The sequence below is a fragment of the Parachlamydiales bacterium genome, assembly GCA_041671045.1.
Taxonomy (GTDB): Bacteria; Chlamydiota; Chlamydiia; order Chlamydiales; family JABDDJ01; genus JABDDJ01.
The window spans coordinates 595654-615599 of sequence record JBAZCF010000001.1 but is presented as its reverse complement, the minus strand read 5'-3'; the positions used below and the strand labels follow the sequence as shown (position 1 = coordinate 615599).

Annotated in this window: 15 protein-coding genes; 8 read left to right on the top strand and 7 right to left on the bottom strand. The window is 44.1% G+C overall.

The window, feature by feature from the left end; genetic code table 11:
- The first annotated feature begins 165 nt into the window (after positions 1 to 165).
- Positions 166 to 1614, top strand: a complete 1449-nt coding sequence (locus tag WC222_02820; protein ID MFA6915303.1) for a hypothetical protein — start codon at positions 166 to 168, stop codon at positions 1612 to 1614.
- A 15-nt stretch (positions 1615 to 1629) separates the two neighbouring features.
- Entirely contained in the window at positions 1630 to 2823 is a 1194-nt protein-coding gene (locus tag WC222_02815; GenBank protein MFA6915302.1) for a hypothetical protein, read from the top strand.
- A 57-nt stretch (positions 2824 to 2880) separates the two neighbouring features.
- Here WC222_02815 and WC222_02810 read toward each other — a convergent pair whose 3' ends face one another.
- From WC222_02810 to WC222_02780, 7 genes are read right to left on the bottom strand one after another with little or no spacing between them, the layout of a single operon-like run.
- Positions 2881 to 4092, bottom strand: a complete 1212-nt coding sequence (locus tag WC222_02810) for a SpoIIE family protein phosphatase (protein MFA6915301.1) — start codon at positions 4090 to 4092, stop codon at positions 2881 to 2883.
- A 7-nt stretch (positions 4093 to 4099) separates the two neighbouring features.
- The gene (cheB, locus tag WC222_02805; GenBank protein MFA6915300.1) at positions 4100 to 5137 is read right to left on the bottom strand and encodes a chemotaxis-specific protein-glutamate methyltransferase CheB; all 1038 of its coding nucleotides are present in this window, start codon (positions 5135 to 5137) and stop codon (positions 4100 to 4102) included.
- Positions 5134 to 7800, bottom strand: coding sequence for a hybrid sensor histidine kinase/response regulator (locus WC222_02800; GenBank protein MFA6915299.1), 2667 nt, complete (start codon positions 7798 to 7800; stop codon positions 5134 to 5136). The genes cheB and WC222_02800 overlap by 4 nt, the downstream gene beginning before the upstream one ends.
- On the bottom strand, positions 7797 to 8405 hold the full coding sequence (locus WC222_02795) for a chemotaxis protein CheW (protein MFA6915298.1): 609 nt from the start codon (positions 8403 to 8405) through the stop codon (positions 7797 to 7799). The genes WC222_02800 and WC222_02795 overlap by 4 nt, the downstream gene beginning before the upstream one ends.
- Positions 8406 to 8408: 3 nt before the next feature.
- Positions 8409 to 9611, bottom strand: coding sequence for a CheR family methyltransferase (locus WC222_02790; protein ID MFA6915297.1), 1203 nt, complete (start codon positions 9609 to 9611; stop codon positions 8409 to 8411).
- Complete coding sequence (locus WC222_02785; protein ID MFA6915296.1) at positions 9599 to 10081, bottom strand: chemotaxis protein CheW; 483 nt, start codon at positions 10079 to 10081, stop codon at positions 9599 to 9601. Before WC222_02785 ends, WC222_02790 begins: the two co-directional genes overlap by 13 nt.
- A 6-nt stretch (positions 10082 to 10087) precedes the next feature.
- Complete coding sequence (locus WC222_02780; protein ID MFA6915295.1) at positions 10088 to 10297, bottom strand: hypothetical protein; 210 nt, start codon at positions 10295 to 10297, stop codon at positions 10088 to 10090.
- A 141-nt stretch (positions 10298 to 10438) separates the two neighbouring features.
- Here WC222_02780 and WC222_02775 point away from each other — a divergent pair, with 141 nt between their 5' ends.
- The 6 genes from WC222_02775 to WC222_02750 all read left to right on the top strand — a co-directional run bounded on the left by WC222_02775 (position 10439) and on the right by WC222_02750 (position 19934).
- The gene (locus WC222_02775) at positions 10439 to 11704 is read left to right on the top strand and encodes a hydrolase (protein ID MFA6915294.1); all 1266 of its coding nucleotides are present in this window, start codon (positions 10439 to 10441) and stop codon (positions 11702 to 11704) included.
- Complete coding sequence (locus tag WC222_02770; GenBank protein MFA6915293.1) at positions 11697 to 13079, top strand: aminotransferase class III-fold pyridoxal phosphate-dependent enzyme; 1383 nt, start codon at positions 11697 to 11699, stop codon at positions 13077 to 13079. The genes WC222_02775 and WC222_02770 overlap by 8 nt, the downstream gene beginning before the upstream one ends.
- Positions 13066 to 14547 (top strand): succinylglutamate-semialdehyde dehydrogenase, encoded by a 1482-nt coding sequence (astD, locus tag WC222_02765; protein ID MFA6915292.1) that lies wholly within the window; start codon positions 13066 to 13068, stop codon positions 14545 to 14547. The genes WC222_02770 and astD overlap by 14 nt, the downstream gene beginning before the upstream one ends.
- Complete coding sequence (astB, locus tag WC222_02760; protein MFA6915291.1) at positions 14544 to 15911, top strand: N-succinylarginine dihydrolase; 1368 nt, start codon at positions 14544 to 14546, stop codon at positions 15909 to 15911. The genes astD and astB overlap by 4 nt, the downstream gene beginning before the upstream one ends.
- Before the next feature lie 5 nt (positions 15912 to 15916).
- On the top strand, positions 15917 to 16933 hold the full coding sequence (locus tag WC222_02755) for an arginine N-succinyltransferase (protein MFA6915290.1): 1017 nt from the start codon (positions 15917 to 15919) through the stop codon (positions 16931 to 16933).
- A gap of 190 nt (positions 16934 to 17123) precedes the next feature.
- Positions 17124 to 19934, top strand: a complete 2811-nt coding sequence (locus WC222_02750) for an FAD-linked oxidase C-terminal domain-containing protein (GenBank protein ID MFA6915289.1) — start codon at positions 17124 to 17126, stop codon at positions 19932 to 19934.
- The last annotated feature ends 12 nt before the right edge of the window (positions 19935 to 19946 follow it).

Here is a 19946-nt window from a genome sequence, read left to right as displayed (position 1 = left end):
AAATGGGTATTTTAAATGTTTGGGACGCATAATATTGAACAACTATATGCAAAACCGTGTTTTTAAACCACACAGAATTAATGGAAACTCCACATTAGATCTGAGAGGTTGAAAATAAACCCAAAACAAACTATTATACTCCGGAGAATTAACAACGAGATCTTCATGAATAAAATCATCTACTCATTATTACTTTTATTATGTTTTCAAATTAACCTTTATTCTGAATCAGAAGATTATTATCCCGCTGAACAATATTACGAACAAAAAGAACTCCCCACCCACGGCATCGTCCTCTTCGGTGCAACCGGAGATCTTGTTAAAAGGAAAATCATCCCCTCCTTAGTTAGCCTTGCGGCAAAAGATAAACTACCGCAAGACTATGTCTGGATCTGCGTCGGACGGCGCGAGCTATCCCAGGAACAATTCCTCAAACATATCAGCACGTTCATAAAAGAAGAACAACTCCCCTATTGGAATGCTGTAAAAGACAAAATTGTCTATGTCACCGGCAACTTGGACTCTGAAGAATTGTACAAAAAAATCGCCAATGTTCTGAGAAGGAAAAATGTCACAAACCACCTCTATTATCTAGCAATACCTTCCGACAATTACCCTACAATCGTCAAAGGTTTGTACCAGGAAGACCTGCTGGACAAAGATGACGGTTACGTAAAAGTGCTCTTTGAGAAGCCTTTCGGCAAAGATTTAGATAGCGCAAAAGCTTTACATGCTCAGATCTCCGCTTACCTAGGTAAAGACCAGGCTTCTTATGTGGACCATTATCTAGGAAAATCTATTGTTCGCAGCATTACGGGCTTCAGAAAAAAATTCGAGAAGTTCGAACTCCTTTGGAACCGCATTTTCATTCAATCCGTTGACATCACTTTAGCTGAAGATATTGGCATTGAAGGGCGCGGTGCATTTTGGGAACAAACAGGGCTGCTGCGCGATGTAGTACAAAACCACGTCATGCAAATGATAGGACTAGTAGCGATGGATATGCCTGATAATTTAGAAGGTCCGCAGCTATCAAAAAATAAAGTCCAGGTCATCAAAGCACTAAAAGCTTTTAATTTGGAAGATGAATTTCCACAAATTATTCGTGGGCAATATGCTAGAGGCATTGTTAACAATCAAGTAGCTCCGGGCTACCGTGAAGAGAAAAATGTTTCCCCTGAATCAAACGTTGAGACTTTTGTTGCAGCTAACTTTAAAATCGACAATTACCGTTGGAAAGATGTTCCTTTTGTCGTCAAAGCCGGTAAAAGGCTTTCTGAAAAAAAGACCCAAATTGAAATTCAGCTTAAGCCCTTGCTTAAATCCGGTGGAAATAGACTTGTCTTCAGCATCCATCCCGTTGAAGAAATTTATTACGTAGATTTTGCAGATAATAAACACACTCTCTATACTCCTAACGACTCCAACGATGCTTACGAAAATATATTTGAAGATGCGCTGCAAGGTAACTTTAGTAATTTTGCAACTTTCAAAGAGATCTTAGCAGCTTGGAAGTTTTTCTCTCCTGTGCTGAAATATTGGGAAGAGAATGCTCCGGTAGATTTTCCTAACTATGAAGCCGGTTCAGAAGGGCCCGAATACTATTTTGACTAATGCAAGGAATGTATTATGTTACATGCGATCTCACACGCGGATCATGTCCAGTATATCGAATATTTGAAGGAAGCTTCCACTTTTGCAAAAAAGCAATCCTCATCCTACATATCTTCGACTCCCGCAGAACTCACTAAGCTGCAAGATAGGGTAAAGTGGATTAACGAAATCCACAGTCGTCTAAACGAAGGAATGGATGGGCGTGCGGAAGGCGACGTAGCCGCCCTAACAGCTTATCATTATGCTAAGCACCAAGAAGCGATCAAGCGCTGGAACGAAATTTTTGGTAAGATAGAAGAGTTTGCGATATGCCCAGTTTCTGATCCTAAAAAATTGGAAAATATTACTTACAAAACCTCTGTGGAAGAAACTTCTACGGATGAAAAAGTGAAGTGCACTTTTAGGGTCAAAGCTTGGGAAGATTATAAAGCACTCCTTAAAAAGTATCCTGAACTTGTACCTGATGAATGGTACACTAACGAAAATGGCTGTTATCAAATTCATTACGATGTGGATAAAGTCCAGCGTATCATCTCCACTAATGAAGCAACACTCACGAAAAAGCTTATGAATAAAGGCGACACTCGTGAAGTCGCTGAAGCGAAAGCTAGAGAGTGGTCATATCCCGGCATCGCTTATGAAGATGCATTCATCTACGTTTTAAGGGATGCTGTGACATCACCAAAAAACAACTATGAACATACCTATATTCGTATCATTTGGAAATCTGGCCTAGGTGGTAAAAAAGGCGTGGCGGTATTGCCGGTTTGTATCGAAGAGGGTGTGAAGAAAATTGCTTTGGTGCTTATTCATAGACATGCTGTCGGATTACGTTTGGAAATTCCTCGTGGCCAACCCATAGAAAGCGATAAAGATAACTCAGTGACTGCCGCGCGCGAAACTCTCGATGAGACAGGGATTAAATTAAATCCGGATACAGTCAAATCCTTAGGAATGATGTCACCCGACTCGGGAATTGTGGGTCAATTAGGTGAAATCTTCATAGGTACTGCCGAATCTATAGGCAAATCTAGACCCGATATGACAGAAGCTATCTTAGGTACTTATTACTTTACGTTTGAGGAATTGATGGATGCCTACAAGCAAAACTTTATTGAAATTGAAGTGCATGGTCAAAAGCGCAAGGTTGATATAGACGATTCGTTCACAAGATATGCTTTAGCGCAAGCCGAGCAGTTCTTTAAATAACATACCCTCCCCCCTAGTATTGGAGTTCTCTAATACTAGGACACGCTTTTTTTCTTATCAAGCGAAGATGATTTGTACTATGGAGTAGTCGTCCGAGACTTCCTTCGTGCGGGAGAATGAATGTACTGCCTTTTGAATATCTTTCAAAGCGCTTGACGGGTTAGCTGATACTTTATCCAAGATTTTTAGCAGATCATCCAAATGCATCATTCCTTGCGAAGGGTTCGTCACTTCATAGACGCCATCACTGAATACGTATAGCTGGGATCCCAGAGGTACTTCACAGGTACTGCAAGAGAACTCTGCATCGCTGATAGCACCGATAACGATACCTTCTGTACGAAGTTTCTGAGAGCTTTTACCTGGCTGAAAAAGAACGGCGGGAGGATGGCCTGCGGAAGAATAAGAAAGCTGTCCTTTGGATTTACACCATACGCCATACCATATTGTGAAAAACATATTGTTGTGTTTTTCCATAGGGAAAATTGCATTGAGCGAATGCATTACAGCTTTAGGGTCTTTGTAGTCAGTCAGTGAAAGCGTTTGCGACTGTAACACATTCATTACAGAGATCGATAATAATGCTGCACCTATTCCATGCCCGCAAACGTCAAGCAAGAAAATTACGAAGTGGTCGTCGTCAATCCAATGGTAGCCAAATGCATCTCCCCCAAGCTGTTGAGAAGGGGTAAATTGCCAGTTAGCCCTGGGACCGCTTTTCATGGGATTAGGCAGCTGGCTGCGCACGTACTGTGCGGCTTCAGCTAATTCGTCATTGAGCAGATGTTGGCTTTCGCGCAATTTCTCATAGGCTTCGTTACGTTCTAGAAGACGTATATATGCATTAGAGTGGTATCGTATGCGTGCTATAAGCTCTAGTTTATCCGGCAGTTTGACCATATAGTCATTGGCACCGACAGCAAATGCTTCGGCTTTGATGGCAGGATCTTCCTTACTGGATAATACAATGAGAGGGATATCTCTAGTTTTCTCATGAGCTCTAAAATATCGTGTCAGCTCCAGACCATCGATATCAGGCATGACAAGGTCTTGAAGGATTACTGTGGGGTTAACCTCCATCGCTTTATCTATTGCATAGGAGGGATCTTTGCAGTAGTGAAAAGATATATCCGTTTGGTCCGATAACATGGAGCGTATTGTTTCGCCGATAATTTCCTGATCATCAATCAGCAAAACTGAAATAACAAAAGTGCTTAATGGTTTAAGCAAAGGTGTGGTGATAACTTCTGTTGGCAGTAGTGATGACATGTTGTGGCTACCCTTTGGCTTTTGCTATTTCACGAAAGGCGGTTAATATGGCAGCGGGCATATGTCCGCATTCGACAACTTCTTCTGCGCCTCCGGCTTCTATCGCTGCACGCGGCATACCAAAGATCACGCAACTTTTCTCATGTTCTGCAATTGTATGCCACCCTTTTTCACGCAAACTTTTCATCCCTTGCGCTCCATCATTTCCCATTCCTGTAAGAAGTATCGCAATAGATTTTTGCGGCCAGTGCTGGTATAAACTATGGTAAAATACATCGACCGAGGGAATATAGGGGGTGCCTTTAGGAAAGGTCGTATAGTTTAACGTTCCATTATGGCGCACCACGAGGTGCTGGTTTTTGCTTGCCAATAGTACAACACCGGGTTTGGGTATATCGCCGGCTGTAATAAGTTTGACGTTCTGACCGCTTTGGTCTTTGAGCCAGTGGGCTAACCCCCCAATAAACCTTTCGTCGACGTGCTGAATGATGACTATTGCTAAGGGTAGGTTAGACGGCAGGCTTGTAAGGATTTTCGAAAGCGCGACAGGTCCACCCGTCGAAGCCCCAATGGTGAGCAAAATGGGGAAAGGTTCTTTATTTGCCATTAAGGGTTCAACGTGTTTTTCTGCTGTTTTTTTGAGCTTGCTAAGGATTTTCCCTTTAAGTCTGCCTATTGTTTGAATTTTGTAATGGAGGGATTCTGATTCTACAATAGAATAATCTGAAAGTGTTACGTTAAGTGCATCTATAGCACCTTCTCCTATAGCTTCAAAGACCAGATGCGTTTCTTTTATTAGTGGGAATGTAACAATAATGATCGCTGTGGGAGTATGCTGCATGATATACTTTGTGGTCTCCACGCCATTTAGTCCGGGCATAGCGATATCCATCAAAATAAGGTCAGGTAAATTGGATAGAGAGTTTGCAATTGCTTCATCACCCGATTTTGCAATCCAGACAAGTTTATAGGATGGATCTTGCTTCAGGAAAGTTTGCAAAGCTTTTATTATTGCAGGGTCATCATTAACAATGGCGATCTTCATGGGTAAGCCCCTGTACTTGCTTCGCCTATCAAATCTTTAACCGCTTTGACTAATGTTTCGTCATGAAAACTACTTTTAGTCAGGTAATAGTTAGCGCCTGCTTCCAGCCCTTTCACTCTGTCTTCATCCCGTTCTTTATAAGAGACTATCATTACAGGCAAGTCACTGAAGCGGGCGTCTGCGCGGATTGATTTTACAAAATCTATGCCATTCATACGCGGCATATCGATATCTGTGACAATGAGGTCGTATGATGCTGTGCGCAATGCATTCCAGCCGTCCATGCCATTGACAGCAGTTTCAACTTCATAGCCTTGATTTTCTAGAAGACGGCATTCTACTTCACGCACTGTGATGGAGTCGTCTACGACTAATATTCGTTTCTTCTTTCGTTTAACTCCTTCTAGGGACTCAATACCTCTAAAGGACTTTAAGCGTCCACCTGAAAGCGACATATCTATCGTACGTAAAAGGTCTTCGACATCTAGAATAAGGATGGGGGATCCGTCTTCCATAAATGCGCCTGTGCTAATGTTGGGCACTTTGCCTAATAATGGGTCGAGTTCCTGGACAACTAGTTCTTTTTCACCTATGAACTTATCTACGATGATACCGTAATGGTTATTCTGATCGCTTAAGACGACAACGGGCAGCAAGTCGCCTGTGGGGAATGGGGGGAGCTCGAGGACTTCGCTAGCTGATATTAAGCCGACATTCTCGTCTTGAAGACGAAAAAAGGGGCGTTGCTCTACATATTCAAGCTGTTTTTTTTCTACGACATGGACTTTCTCGATCTTGGCTAGTGGCAACGCGTAGGGTTCAGAACCTATTTGTATGAGAAGGGCCCTTACTACGGATAAAGTTAAAGGAAGGATCATGCTAATATGGAATCCTTGCCCATATTCTGAACTTAGGGTAATCCTTCCTCCCACTTCGTGTACAAATGTTTGCACAGAACTTAAGCCTACACCCCGACCTGAAATCTCGGTTACATTCTTTGAGGTGGAAAACCCTGGCAATAGCATGAATTCAAATAGCTCTTGCTTGGTTAAGCTTTTTAAAATCTCTTTGCTGGCAAGGTTTCTAGCTAGGATGGTCTGCTTAATCTGTTCTATATCAACACCGGCTCCGTCGTCAGACACCTCAATCGCCAGCATTCCGGCTCTATGCTGGGCTGTCAGGACAATAGACCCTTCTTCAAGCTTTCCTTTTTGCGCTCGTTCCAATGGCAGTTCGATCCCGTGGTCTATGGAATTTCTTAAAATATGTGTAAGGGGAATTTCCAATTTTTCCAAGATTTCTCTATCGACAGGAGTCGACTCCCCTCTCATTTCAAAAACAACCTTCTTATGGAGCTGCTTCGCCAAATCGCGGATCATGCGGGGGAAGCCGCCGGTAATGTCCGAAAATGGCCGCATACGGCTTTCTATTACTTCATGATATAATCTTTCAGCAATCTTTGAATAACGACGGGAGAACATTTCAAATTCTGAAAGGCGGTTGGAAAGTTCATGCTGGCAATGGCCTATATTGTGCAGCAAAAGGCTGAATTCATCATCTAAGCGGTCTCCTTGCAGCTTCTCTCCTACAATGGTCCTGAGCTCATCAAGTAATGAGGCAAAGGCGCCTTGTTCGCGTTTGATTTTCATCAAGGAGGCTGAGAAGGGGGTAAGCCAACGAGATTCTACCAGAGCTTCGCCCGCTATCCCCATCAATCGATTTAATGTTTCTGCTGTCACACGCAAAGCGCGCTGCTGTGCTTGGGAAGGCGCTAAGGGAATGAGCAATGGCTCGTCGGGAAAGATCCCCTGGTCTACATCCTCTATAATCTCAGATAAGGGTGTAAAAGTACCGCCGGCAGCGAATATGCACTCTTCCAAGTTATGGCAAAGTTTATCGACTTCATCACTGTTACTGCGCATATAGGGAGGTATTTCTAATGGGGGCTCTTTTGAGAGTTTGGAAAGGAAGTCAACAGCTTTGAAGAGATGTTCGACCTCTTTTTCACCTAGGTCGATGCGATGTTGCTGTGCACTGACAAAGCACTCTTCGATGATATGCGCTAAGCGGACAATTCCTGACAGTCCTACAACTCTGGACGCCCCTTTGACTGAGTGTGCAGCGCGCATCATCACTTGCAAGGTCAGCTTATCATTGCGGTTATGTTCTAAACGGAGCAGCCCTTTATTCAGTTCTTCGACTTGGATCTCAAGTTCATTAGCGAACATTCCCAAAATATGTTCCGGCGTCTGCTCTCTGGGAATTTGCAGTGATTCATGTTTAGATTTTTTAGGTGTTGAAGGGGTATTTTGAAGCCATTCTACAGCTTTCTTTTCCCATTCTACCAATGAGATTTCTTCTGAGGAAAGCTTAACTAAATTTGCTACACCATCATGTATGACTTGAATAGCTTTAACGTTTAATTCAGGGTTCTCATTAATTTTATTAATGTTATCTAGAAGCATCGAGGCATATTGTGCTACAACGCTGCATTTTGCAAGCCTTGCGCAGCCGGCAACGTGACTTAATACCTGCTTTACCTGATCCCACTCCACTTGTTTTGTTTTAAGCAGCAGTGTGCGCAAGGTATTGGTATCTTTTTGAAGATCGGTCAAAAAGACTTTAAGTATGGCGTCACGGGGGTTTCCTTTCTCAGCGTTCACGGTATCAATCTCCGTAGGCTTTCAAAAAGCAGTTCATCGTCCAGTACGCCGACACTTCGCTCCTGCCAATGGAGGAGACCTTTGATATAGTTAGCCGTGGATTTAGAAACTGTAATAGGGATATTGACGAGCATGGATGAATCAAAACTGATAATGCCATGAATTTCATCTACGGGGAAAACCCAAATCTCCCCGCCTCTTCTTATGGCCAGAAGACGTCGATATTTTCTTTCTACAGAATACCGTTCTTTGATCGAGACGTCGATATTGCTTGAGATTTCTAGAAGTTTATGCAAAGCAACACATAGGCGGAGTTGGCCTCTGGCATTCACGACACCGAGAAAAATATTGCTTCGTGTCGAGGGGACAATATGCACGGGGCGTATTTCTAATACTTCTTCCACCATTTTGGTTGAAATACCTAGCCATTCCACTCCCAAACGGAAAAGTAGCAGGGAGCTTTCCTGTGTTTCATCCTGAGCAACTTTGGTCTTCCTGAGCAAATCTTCCCACATAGCCATGTACGAAGCTTCAGGCACCCTGTCTAACAGCTTCTCAGCATAATTACTTGTAGACTGTGTTAACAGATCTAGGGGTTCAGGCATGGGTTATACACTTTTATTATGTTGTCTTTGCGCCCTTTTTTTAAAAACGGACGCGCGGTCGTGGTCGCCATGCCTTTCCATGATGAGAGACATATGTATTAAGGCTTCATAATGTTCAGGTGCTAAATATAAAGTCTTAGTAAAATATTCTTCAGCTTTCGGAAAATCAGAGCATGCTTGACAGATGAGCCCGAGGAGGTAAAAGGCTTCCGGATCGTCTTTATTTTCTTTCAGATGCTCTTGGCAAAGTATTTCAGCTTTCTTGAAACTACCGTTATCAGCCAATGCCATTGCCTCTTTCATCCTATTCATACTTTTTCTACGGTTTAATGGGATGCTGAACGACATGAGGATGGCTTCAGCTTCTTTCGCGCTTAGATGTTGGGATTGTTTTACTGGTGTAGGTGTTTCATCATAATTGTAACGCAAAGCGCATGCTTGAGGAGTTCCCATTGCCTGGAAACCATTGATTCGAGCGGCTTCTAATTCTGATGGGGCAACGAATAACCTTCCTTCAGGCTTCAACTTTTTGGCAAGGATGGCAAAAAGTTTTTTTTGCGAAGCGGTATCAAGATAAATCATTAGGTTGCGGCAGAAGATAGCATCATAAGCAACATTCTGAGGATAAGTACTTTCCAGCATTGCATTGCCATGTCTAAGGAAAACTTGTGAACGTACGTCGGTTATTATTGAGTAGTTTTCGCCTTTTTTGACGAAATAATTTTTGAAGTATTTTTCTTTAAGGTTTCTGAAGGAGTTTTTGCTATACACCCCTTTCAGTCCTCTCTCTATCAATTCTCTGCTGATATCGACGCCTTCAATAAGGTATTGGGAGGAAGGGATGCCTGCATCTTGCAGTGCAATGGCAATAGAATAAGGTTCTTCACCGGTAGAACATGGAACGCTAAGAATGCGCACCATACGGGTGTTGCCTTTATTCAAAAAGGTTTTCAACCATTCCACCAGGTAATCATAAGCTGCTGAATCGCGAAAAAACCATGTCTCTATCACCACAATTTTTTCTGTCAGATGTTGAAATTCGGCTTCATTCGTGGCCAAGTAATTATAGTAAAGCTTCTCGTCTTCATACAGCAGTTCTTTCATGCGCTCTTTAATCGCTCTTTCCCAGAGCGAATCGGCAAGATAGTGTGTATTATAGCCAAGCCTTTGCTCAAATAGTAAACATATGCGCTTTAATGACTCCATAATTCAATATTTTCCATTGCGGATTCAATACCTTTCTGTACAACATTGCTATACCATTCAAAAAGTTTTTCTGCATCGATCCGTTGGATTACTTGATTAGATTTAGCCATTACGCCGTCTAAAAAGGGCCATTTATTGTTTGTAATTCCTTTATCTTGAAAGTCTTCGAGATTTCCGTCGAAGACTTCTGTGACTTTTTCAGCGCGAAGACCAATCATAAATGGTTTTTCATCTACCTCTCCCTGAAGGATGATAATACGTGTATGCAGCGCCTCTCTCGAGGGGCGTGATTCCATTAAAATAGAAAAATCAATAACGGGTAGAGGACCCCCCCCATAGTTGAGTAATCCCACGACTTGGGAGGGAGCTGTGGGCAAAACAAATAGCTTTACACTAGGAACAACTTCAATGACTGCATCACCGGAAATTGCGTAGTATGAATCGCCACTTTGGAAAGATAACATTAACATGATGTATTAACAATAAGCGGGAGTGCGCTCATCTTCTTCATCCATGTATGACTGTGCACCTTGTATTAGATAAGAAGCTAAATCTGCGTCTCCGCCGTAACTAAAGCTTACTTCCATATCCCCATTCGAATTCGGCTTTCCGCAAGTAATAAGCACGTAACACTCATGTTTTTGCGAAAGCTCTTTTTTTATTCGTTCACAAATTTCGTTGTCCATGGAAGGCAATCTCCTTAAGATGAGCTACCAATGTTGGTCAAATTAGCGGATCAGCCTATTTTCTAGGAAGGGAATTAGTTGTGCATTTTTTTTATATTATTTAAATTAACTTATAAATTTAAAGTTAAGAGTTATAGGAGCATGCCCATTCCCAAAGAATATTCCACTTACCTTGATTGGATTGATACACAACAGCATATGATGGAAGAACTGCTGATAAAACTCGCAGATCAAAACTCCGGAAGCGACAACTTGGAAGGGCTCTCGCATGTGCATCAAATTCTTCTGGATGCAACAGCAGATTTACGAGGTGAGCGCAGCACACTCGAACTTCCACTTACACCTGAACTTCATACTAACGGGGAAACAACATTAAAAAAGAATGCCAATGCACTTCTAATACGCCGCTACCCCAAAGCGCCCTTGAGAATTCTGCTTGGGGGGCATATGGATACGGTGTTCCCTAAATCATCCCCATTTCAAAAATGTCGATTAGCGGCCCCTGATAAAATTATCGGTCCCGGAACTGCAGATATGAAAGGCGGCCTGATTGTCATGATCTACGCTTTGAAGGCACTGGAAAGGAGCCCTCTTGCCGGGAAAATCGGCTGGGATATTCTGATCACTCCCGATGAAGAAACAGGCTCTGTCGCTTCACAGTCACTATGGCGGCAATATGCTTGGCAAAACCATTTTGGATTAATCTTTGAGCCCGCAATGCCCGGCGGTACAATAGTCACAGAACGCAAAGGATCAATAAATTATATAGCTTCAGCCCGCGGACAAAAAGCCCATGCCGGCAGAGATTTTAACAAAGGCAAAAATGCTGTTGTAGCTCTTGCAGAATGGATCACAGCGATCTATCCGCTCAACACGGAAACGACCACGTTAAATGTAGGGGTCCTGATGGGGGGCGAAGCTGCAAACGTTGTGCCAGACTATGCACAGAGCTACATTAATGTGCGTTCGCCCAGCTTAACATCCATGAAAAAAGCTGAAAAAGGTATGCTTGAGGCTGCGCAGAAAATTAAAGAGAAATATGATATTGCTATAGAACTGCAAATACGCAGCCGCAGGCCGCCTAAACCTTTTGACCAAGCAACAGCAAACCTGCTGCAACGATTGCAGGAGTGCGCAAGCACCCTGCAAATCCCCCTTGAAACTGCTAAGACGGGCGGCGTTTGCGACGGCAACAACCTCGCTGCCGAGGGACTTCCCACCCTGGACACACTAGGTGTCATCGGTGGCGGACTGCACACAGATGAAGAATGGGCATGGCTTCCCAGCTTATCCCAAAGAGCTAAACTGAGCGCGGCATTGCTGTTAAGCCTAGCATCCGATGCCCCTTCGATAGAATTCATTGCTGAAAAACACATTCAAAAGCATCCAGGTACTGACAATGACTGATCCAATACAAATGCTAGCTGCCGAACGACTGCAACAAGACCACCGTTTAGCCCAAGCAAAAAAACTGCTGATCGAAGCTCTTGAGCAAAGCCAAAGTACAATCCACGGTATCAAGCCGCCCGACCCTGCACGGAAATTAGATTACGACAACTGGCTGGATCAATTTTCCAAAGCCCGCGGCGCACCCCTTTGGCACCCTTACATCGGCAGCGGCAGCGGCAAAGGCCCCTTTGTGGAACTATTAGACGGCAGCATTAAATATGATCTTATCAGCGGCATAGGACCGCACTATTTCGGACACAGCCATCCCCTCTATCTTGCCTCCGTCTTTGAAGCAGCCTTAAGCGATGTAATCATGCAAGGCAATCTGCAGCAAAACCTGGATGCGCTTAAACTAATGGAGATATTGATCCAACATTCCGGATTCGATCATTGTTTCCTGTCTACAACAGGAGTAATGGCTAACGAAAATGCCCTGAAGATCGCTTTCCAGAAGCGCTATCCTGCTAATCGCATATTAGCCTTTGAACGGTGCTTCATGGGCAGGACCATCGCGGCTTCTCAAATTACTGATAAGGCATTTTTCCGTGAAGGGATACCTACAGCCCTTTTCGTAGACTATATACCTTTTTACGATCCTGCCCATCCGGAAGAAAGCACCCAAAAAGCTGTCAACGCTTTGAAATCACACCTTCACCGCTACCCTAAACAGCATGCTGCTATGTGTTTTGAATTAGTTCAAGGCGAGGGAGGCTTTAATATAGGGACTAAGGAGTTCTTTATCACATTGATGGAGATACTAAAAGATGATGGCATCCTTGTCATCGTCGATGAAGTACAGACCTTTGGACGCACATCCAGCCTTTTTGCAATGCAGTACTTCGAAGTGGACCATCTGACTGACATTGTGACTTTAGGAAAACTCTCACAAACCTGTGCAACTCTCTACAGAAAACATCTTGCGCCCAAACCCGGCTTGCTAAGCCAAACCTTTACGAGCAGCACCGCTGCCATCAGGGCATCGATCGCTATCATCACTGAACTAACAAGTGGCTCGTACTATGGCCCCAATGGTTTGGTGATGCAGCTGCAGGATAAATTCCATACCCTCCTACACCGCATATCCAACCGCCATCCACAAGCTCTTCACGGACCTTTTGGAATAGGAGCAATGGTCGCCTTCACAGCCTATGGCGGCGCTGCAGATAAAACGACTGCCATCGTCAAAGCCCTTTTCCAAGCTGGGATCATCACCTTCATCGCAGGCAGCAATCCTACGCGCATACGCATGCTGCCTCCTATTGGCGTATTGCAAGACACCGACTTTGCTATCATTGAAACTCTTATTGAAGAGGTGCTCCTTGCACACAAATAGCCTATATATCAATGGTGAATGGATCAGTGGGAAAGGATCTTCCATGCAATCGGAAAATCCCTCTACAGGATCAGTCCTATGGGAAGGCAACTCCGCTACGATATTACAGCTCCAAGACGCTTTACTAGCTGCTGCCGCAGCAACAGACCTTTGGAAAAAAACGCAGCTTCCTAAGCGTAAAGAGCTGCTTTCTCAAGCACATAGCATTATTATGCAAAAACGCGAGGAATTCGCCGAAATTATCTCAAACGAAACAGGCAAGCCCTTTTGGGAAACAAGGGGCGAACTCAACGCCGTCCTCAACAAATTTGCCATCTCCTATAAGGCTTATGATGTGCGCTGTGCATTTACACATAGCGCTCTTACCCAAGCAACTTCTGTGACCCGCCATAAACCCCACGGCGTAGCAGCAGTATTAGGTCCATATAACTTTCCTGCTCATCTCCCGAATGGTCATATTATCCCTGCATTGCTTGCCGGCAATACTATAGTTTATAAACCCAGTGAACTGACCCCTGCCACAGCAGCATTTTACACCCACTGTTTGGCTGAGGCAGGCTTACCGCCGGGAGTCTTCAACCTAGTTCAAGGAGGCAGCGACATCGGTGCTGCGATTTCCGAAAACCCTCATATCGACGCTCTATTCTTTACGGGTAGTTGGTTGACAGGCCGTAAAATTTTGGAGAAAAGCTTGGATTATCCAAACCGCATCTTAGCTCTTGAGATGGGGGGGAACAATCCACTTATTGTTTGGGATTGTCAAAATATCTTGCAAGCGGCCCTTACAACAATCCATTCCGCCTATATCACTACAGGACAGCGCTGCTCGTGTGCACGCAGACTCATCGTACAAGATAATGAGCAAGGCAACTCCTTCGTCAATAAACTTGTCGAGATGTCGAAAGCCTTACAGATAGGACCCCCCAGCAAAACTAATGACCCTTTTATGGGGCCTTTGATCAATGCACAAGCTGCACAAAAAGTGCGAGATGCTTACAATAGCTTCTTGCAAAAGGGCGCTAAGCCTATAATGGGTTTAGACAATGAAAATGAGTCCTCCGCTTTTGTTTCACCTATTCTTCTGGACTGTACGGAAGTATCGGGTCTTAAAGACGAAGAGATCTTCGGCCCCTTCCTTCAGCTTTATCGGACAGACACCTTTGAAAATGCTATCGCCTTGGCAAATAATACTTCCTATGGATTATGCGCAGGTATTCTGACTGATAATATGCAATTATATTCTAAATTTTGGCAGGATGCTAAAGCAGGTATTATCAATTGGAACGCTCCACTTACCGGAGCAAGCAGCAACGCACCCTTCGGTGGATTAGGTAAAAGCGGCAACCACCGTCCCAGTGCCTATTATGCTGCCGACTACTGTGCTTATCCTGTGGCTTCGATGGAAGCTGCAATACCCTCCTCTCCTTTTCTACCTCAAGGGATTACCATCCAGAAGGAATCCACATGACACAACCTTCCCCTCTCCTAAATTTTGACGGATTGATTGGGCCGACACATAATTTCAGCGGTCTTTCACCGGGAAACATTGCATCCCTAGAAAATAAAGACACGCTCTCCAATCCAAAGGCGGCTGCTCTAGAAGGCCTGGAAAAAATGAACCTCTTATATCAAGCCGGACTCAATCAAGCTGTATTACCTCCCAATGAACGTCCGCATATCCCTACGCTACGTGCTTTAGGTTTCTCCGGCAGTGATAAATCCATCCTGAATGAATGCGCGGGCAAATATCCTGAACTTATCCCTTCAATCACATCTGCAGCTTGCATGTTTACGGCTAATTCAGGGACGTTTGCCCCCTCGGCGGATACCCTCGACAGTAAAGTCCATATCACCCCCGCAAACCTTATCAGCAAGTTGCACCGCGCCATTGAAGCACCCTTTACTTATCAAATTCTTAAAAAAATTTTCTCTAACGAAAGCTACTTTACCATCCACAACCCCCTTCCTCCTTACCGTCAATTTTCCGACGAAGGATCCGCCAACCACATCCGTTTTTCCAAAGATCCCTATCTTCCAGGGATGCATCTTTTTGTCTACGGTCAAAGCGCACTTACCCCCAATGCTCTCCTTCCCTCAAAATTTCCTGCTAGGCAAACTCTCGAAGCTTCACAATCTGTCGCACGCTTCCACAAACTTTTGGAAGAGCATATCATTTATGCCCAGCAAAATCCCCGCGCTATCGATGCCGGTGTTTTCCATAATGACGTCATTTCCCTTGGCAGCGGACTTTTTTTTATGTATCACGAAGACTCCTTTGTCTCTACTGATAATCTGCTGGAACAAATGCAAAAAAAATCCAGGGGACTATTTAACGCTCCTCTTGTTGAGTGCAGAGTAAATGCCTCTCAGGTCTCTTTAGAGGACGCTGTAGCCACCTATCTATTCAACTCGCAAATTGCACCGCAGCCTGATGGCAACATGGTTTTCTTTGCTCCTAAGCAGTGCCAAGATAATCCGAATACAAAGTTATTCTTAGACTCCTTGCTCCAAGATCCCAAAGTCCCTATCAACAATGTAATCTATATAAACCTCACACAAAGCATGCGCAATGGCGGAGGCCCCGCCTGTCTAAGGTTTAATCTTTCCCTTACTCCTTCAGAGCTTCTTTCTATCCATCAAGGTGTACTTTTTAGCGACATCCGTTATAAGCAATTAAAAGAGTGGATTAACAAGCACTACCGCGATATGTTAAAAACCAGTGATCTGGCTGATCCAGAACTATTACGCGAAACACATGCAGCCTTGGACGAACTAACACAGATACTTAAATTAGGTTCTATCTATTCTTTTCAAAAAACTGCGGAGACTTAACCCTTATGTTTGTGGTCAGACCTATTGTCGCAGAGGATATTGAAGCCATACATCATTTTGCAATTGCAGCATCCCTAGGAATTGCCAACCTACCCGCCCATATGCCGCGCCTGAAAAAGATGATCGATGACGGCGTTAACTCATTTAACAAAAAAATCACCGTTCCGGGATCTGAAATTTACCCCTTCATTCTGGAAAATACAGAAACGGGCGAGAAAGTCGGCACCTGTTCCCTTTTAGCCAGCGCAGGTGAACGGACACCTTTCTGCACTTTCTATCTAGAAAATATCCCTGAAGGTGAATTAGAGCCTCTGGAAGGATGCAACCATACACTTTTATATCCCAAACACTACTCAAAAGGCGCTAGTGAACTTATCGCACTTTACCTTGCCCCGGCATTCCGCAAAGGCGGACTAGGCAAACTGCTCTCATTCTCTCGTTTCTTTTTTATTGCCGCCAACAGAGAACGCTTCAATGATTCTCTCTTCGCCGATATGCGCGGATACAGTACCGCTGACAACCAATGCCCCTTTTGGGATGCTATCGGCGGTAAAATATGGAAATGGTCGTATAAGGAGGTGTTAAAAAAGCTAGACGAAGAAGAGGTCAACGTCTGCAACTTAGTCACACGTTATCCCATCCATTGGTGCCTTCTTACCCCTGAAGCACAGCGCTGCGCTGGAAAAATCCATCCCAACACACAAGCTGCCTATTATATGCTGAATCATCAAGGGCTTTGTTTCCAACGTGAGGTTAGCATCCTCGATGGTGGACCGATCATCATGTCCCAGATGGATGCCATTAAGTGCATAACCCATAGCAAGATTGCTACTGTCAGTAAAATACTAGGCACTCTCGAAACTCATTCCGAGGTTCTTTTATGCAATGAGAATCCTTTTAGAGTATGTCATACAACAATTCAAATTGAAGATTCAGGCAACGGCGACCTTATTCATGTGGATGCGCCCACTGCAAAAGCCCTTAAACTGGATGTTGGAACTCAAGTCCGTTATTATATATGACTAAACCGGGGGATTAGATTTCGAGGCACTTGCGGAAATTAAAGTATTTATTTAGTGTTCTCATTTTCACAATCATCCAGTGGAGGCCTCGTGGGTTATGGAAGAATGTTCGTCCGCTGGCTGCTTGGAGTACCTATTATTGCTATCATCGTTATGAAACTCCTAAGAGTAATTTAATTAATGGCTCGCTATGGGCAATGACAGGATCAAAAAAGTCCTTAATAACACCCTTCAAGGTGAAGTGCGGTTTGATGATATCAGCCGCACCATCTACAGTTCCGATGCTTCCATCTATGAGCTGCGCCCCCTAGGGGTCGTCATCCCAAAAAATGCTGAAGACATACGTAAAACCATTCTAGCAGCAGCTGAAGAAAACATCCCTCTTATTCCACGCGGGGCAGCGACCGGAATCACCGGAGGGTGTTTAGGCTCCGGCATTATCATTGACTGCAGTAAATACCTGAACTCGATCCTGCACATTGATCCTGAAAAACAGACTGCCCTCTGTGAACCGGGCGTCATACAAGACACTTTGAATGAAGCCGTTAGCCCCTACGGACTTAGGCTAGGACCAGACACCTCCACCGGCAACCGCGCAACCATCGGTGGAATGTTCGCCAACAATGCCGCCGGCGCTCGCTCTTTACGCTACAGCTATATGGCGAATCACGTACTTGCAACAGAACTGCTTTTAAGTAATGGTGAAACACTTTCATTTGATAATGTTAGTATTGAGGAATGGAACAAGCTATGTCAAGGTTCCGACACGAAAGCTTCTCTCTATGCAACCTGTAAACAACTTAGAGAGCAGCTCTCTTCAGAAATAAATCTCCGCTTCACACCTATGCCAAGACGCGTATCAGGATACAATTTCCCCAGCCTCCTGCATCCCGATAACTTTAACCTATGCCAACTTCTCGCAGGGTCGGAAGGAACCCTCGGCATCACAACCCAAATCACCGTTAAGCTATCTCCCAAACCGGAAAACCAAAAGCTCTGCCTTATTTCCTTTGATTCTTTAGAAAATGCTTTTGAAGAAGTCACTTCCCTGTTGGAATTGAAACCTCTAGCCTTAGAACTTATCGATAAGGATATCATCACCGCCGGAAAATCCTCTCCTGCACTACAAAGTGAACTAAGCTGGCTAGTTGAAATTCCCGCCGCTCTGCTAGTCCTGGAATTTGACGGGCCCACCTCAAGTGAAATGGTCAGGCAAACTGCCGCGAAATTCCCTTCACGCTCATTGATTATTGAAGACATTGCAACCATGAAATCTGTATGGAACCTACGCAAAGCCGGCCTAGGACTCCTCATGTCAAAACGCAGTTATGCACGTGCTATCGCCTTTCTTGAAGATGTTTCTGTTCCTCCACAAGAACTCGCACCCTTCATGCGCTCTTTCCTCGCCCTTCTTGGTTCTGCTGATAAACGCGCAGGTATTTATGGCCACGCAGGTGCAGGCTGCATGCATATCCGCCCCTATATGGACCTGAGAAGTTCCGAAGACCGCAGAACAATAGAATCCCTCATGCTTGCCACCACACAGCTGCTGCTTAAACATCACGGCTCACTTAGTGGAGAACATGGCGACGGACTCATCCGCTCTTGGCTTAATGAAGCGCTTTATGGCAAAAAAATCTATCAGGGCTTCCGTACCTTGAAAAATGCTTTTGATCCTCACCACCTAATGAATCCAAATAAAATTGTCGACGGGCCACCCCTCTTTCAAAATATACGTAAATCACCTATCAAGACACCCTCAACATTTCTAGACTTCTCTAAAGAAGGCGGCTTCGATCTATCTGTCGACATGTGCAATGGAAACGGCCTCTGTCGGAAAAAAGAAGGGACTATGTGTCCATCTTTTCAAGCGACGGGCGATGAAAAAGACTCGACACGGGCTCGTGCCGTCATGCTCCATTCTATGATCAGTAATCCCCAAAATGACAAAGATATAGGCTCGCAAGAGGTACATGACATCCTCGACTTATGCCTTTCCTGTAAAGGATGCAAAACGGAATGCCCCTCTCAAGTCGATATGGCAAAGTTAAAAGCAGAAGCACAGCACCACTATCGCCAGAAACATGGCCTGGATCTTAGAAGTAAACTTATCGGACATCTGGGGTATTATTTTTCATGGGGAAGCGTATTTTCATCACTTGCAAACAATTTTAATAAAAGTTCTTTTGGCAAGTATTGCCTCTCTCTTCTAGGATTTTCAAAATCCCGCTCATTACCTGCTTTGGCGGCTCAAACTTTTGATAGCTGGATACAGAAGAATCACCAAGCATCCAACCAACCCTCCATTCTACTCTTTAACGACACCTTCACTAACTTCAATAACCCCGAAATAGGGATTGCTGCCTATAAGTTGCTTACGTCACTCGGTTATAATGTCATTGTCCCCCCTTGGAAATGCTGTGGAAGAACAACACTTTCTAAGGGAATGCTCCCTGAAGCCAGAAAATATGCAGAAGCTCTTTTAAACTCCTTGCAAAACTACCCTTATCTACCACTGGTATTTCTAGAACCCAGCTGCTGGAGCGCCTTTAAAGATGACTATAAAAGCCTTCTGCCATTAGCAATATCTAATCCTATTTTCCTTTTAGAAGAATTCCTTCTGGAGCCCAATACCCTCAAAACTCTTCAAAAGGCCTCTAAACTCATAAAGCGGCATGACGTGGCAATACATGTTCACTGCCACCAAAAATCTTTGAGCGGGGTAGGCGCTGCCCATACACTTCTTAATCTTATACCGGGAATAACAGCTAAAATTATTCCCACAGGTTGCTGTGGAATGGCAGGAGCTTTCGGATATGAAAGCGAACATTATGAAATTTCTCAGTGGATCGGGGAATTAGTTTTACTTCCCACTATCAGAAAAATGCCAGATTGTACATATATAATTTCAAATGGAACATCTTGCCGTGCGCAAATAGTCGAAGGTACAAAGCGTCCAGCCTTGCACCTAGCAGAATATCTTAATGGTATACTATTTTGAGGAGGTTGCATC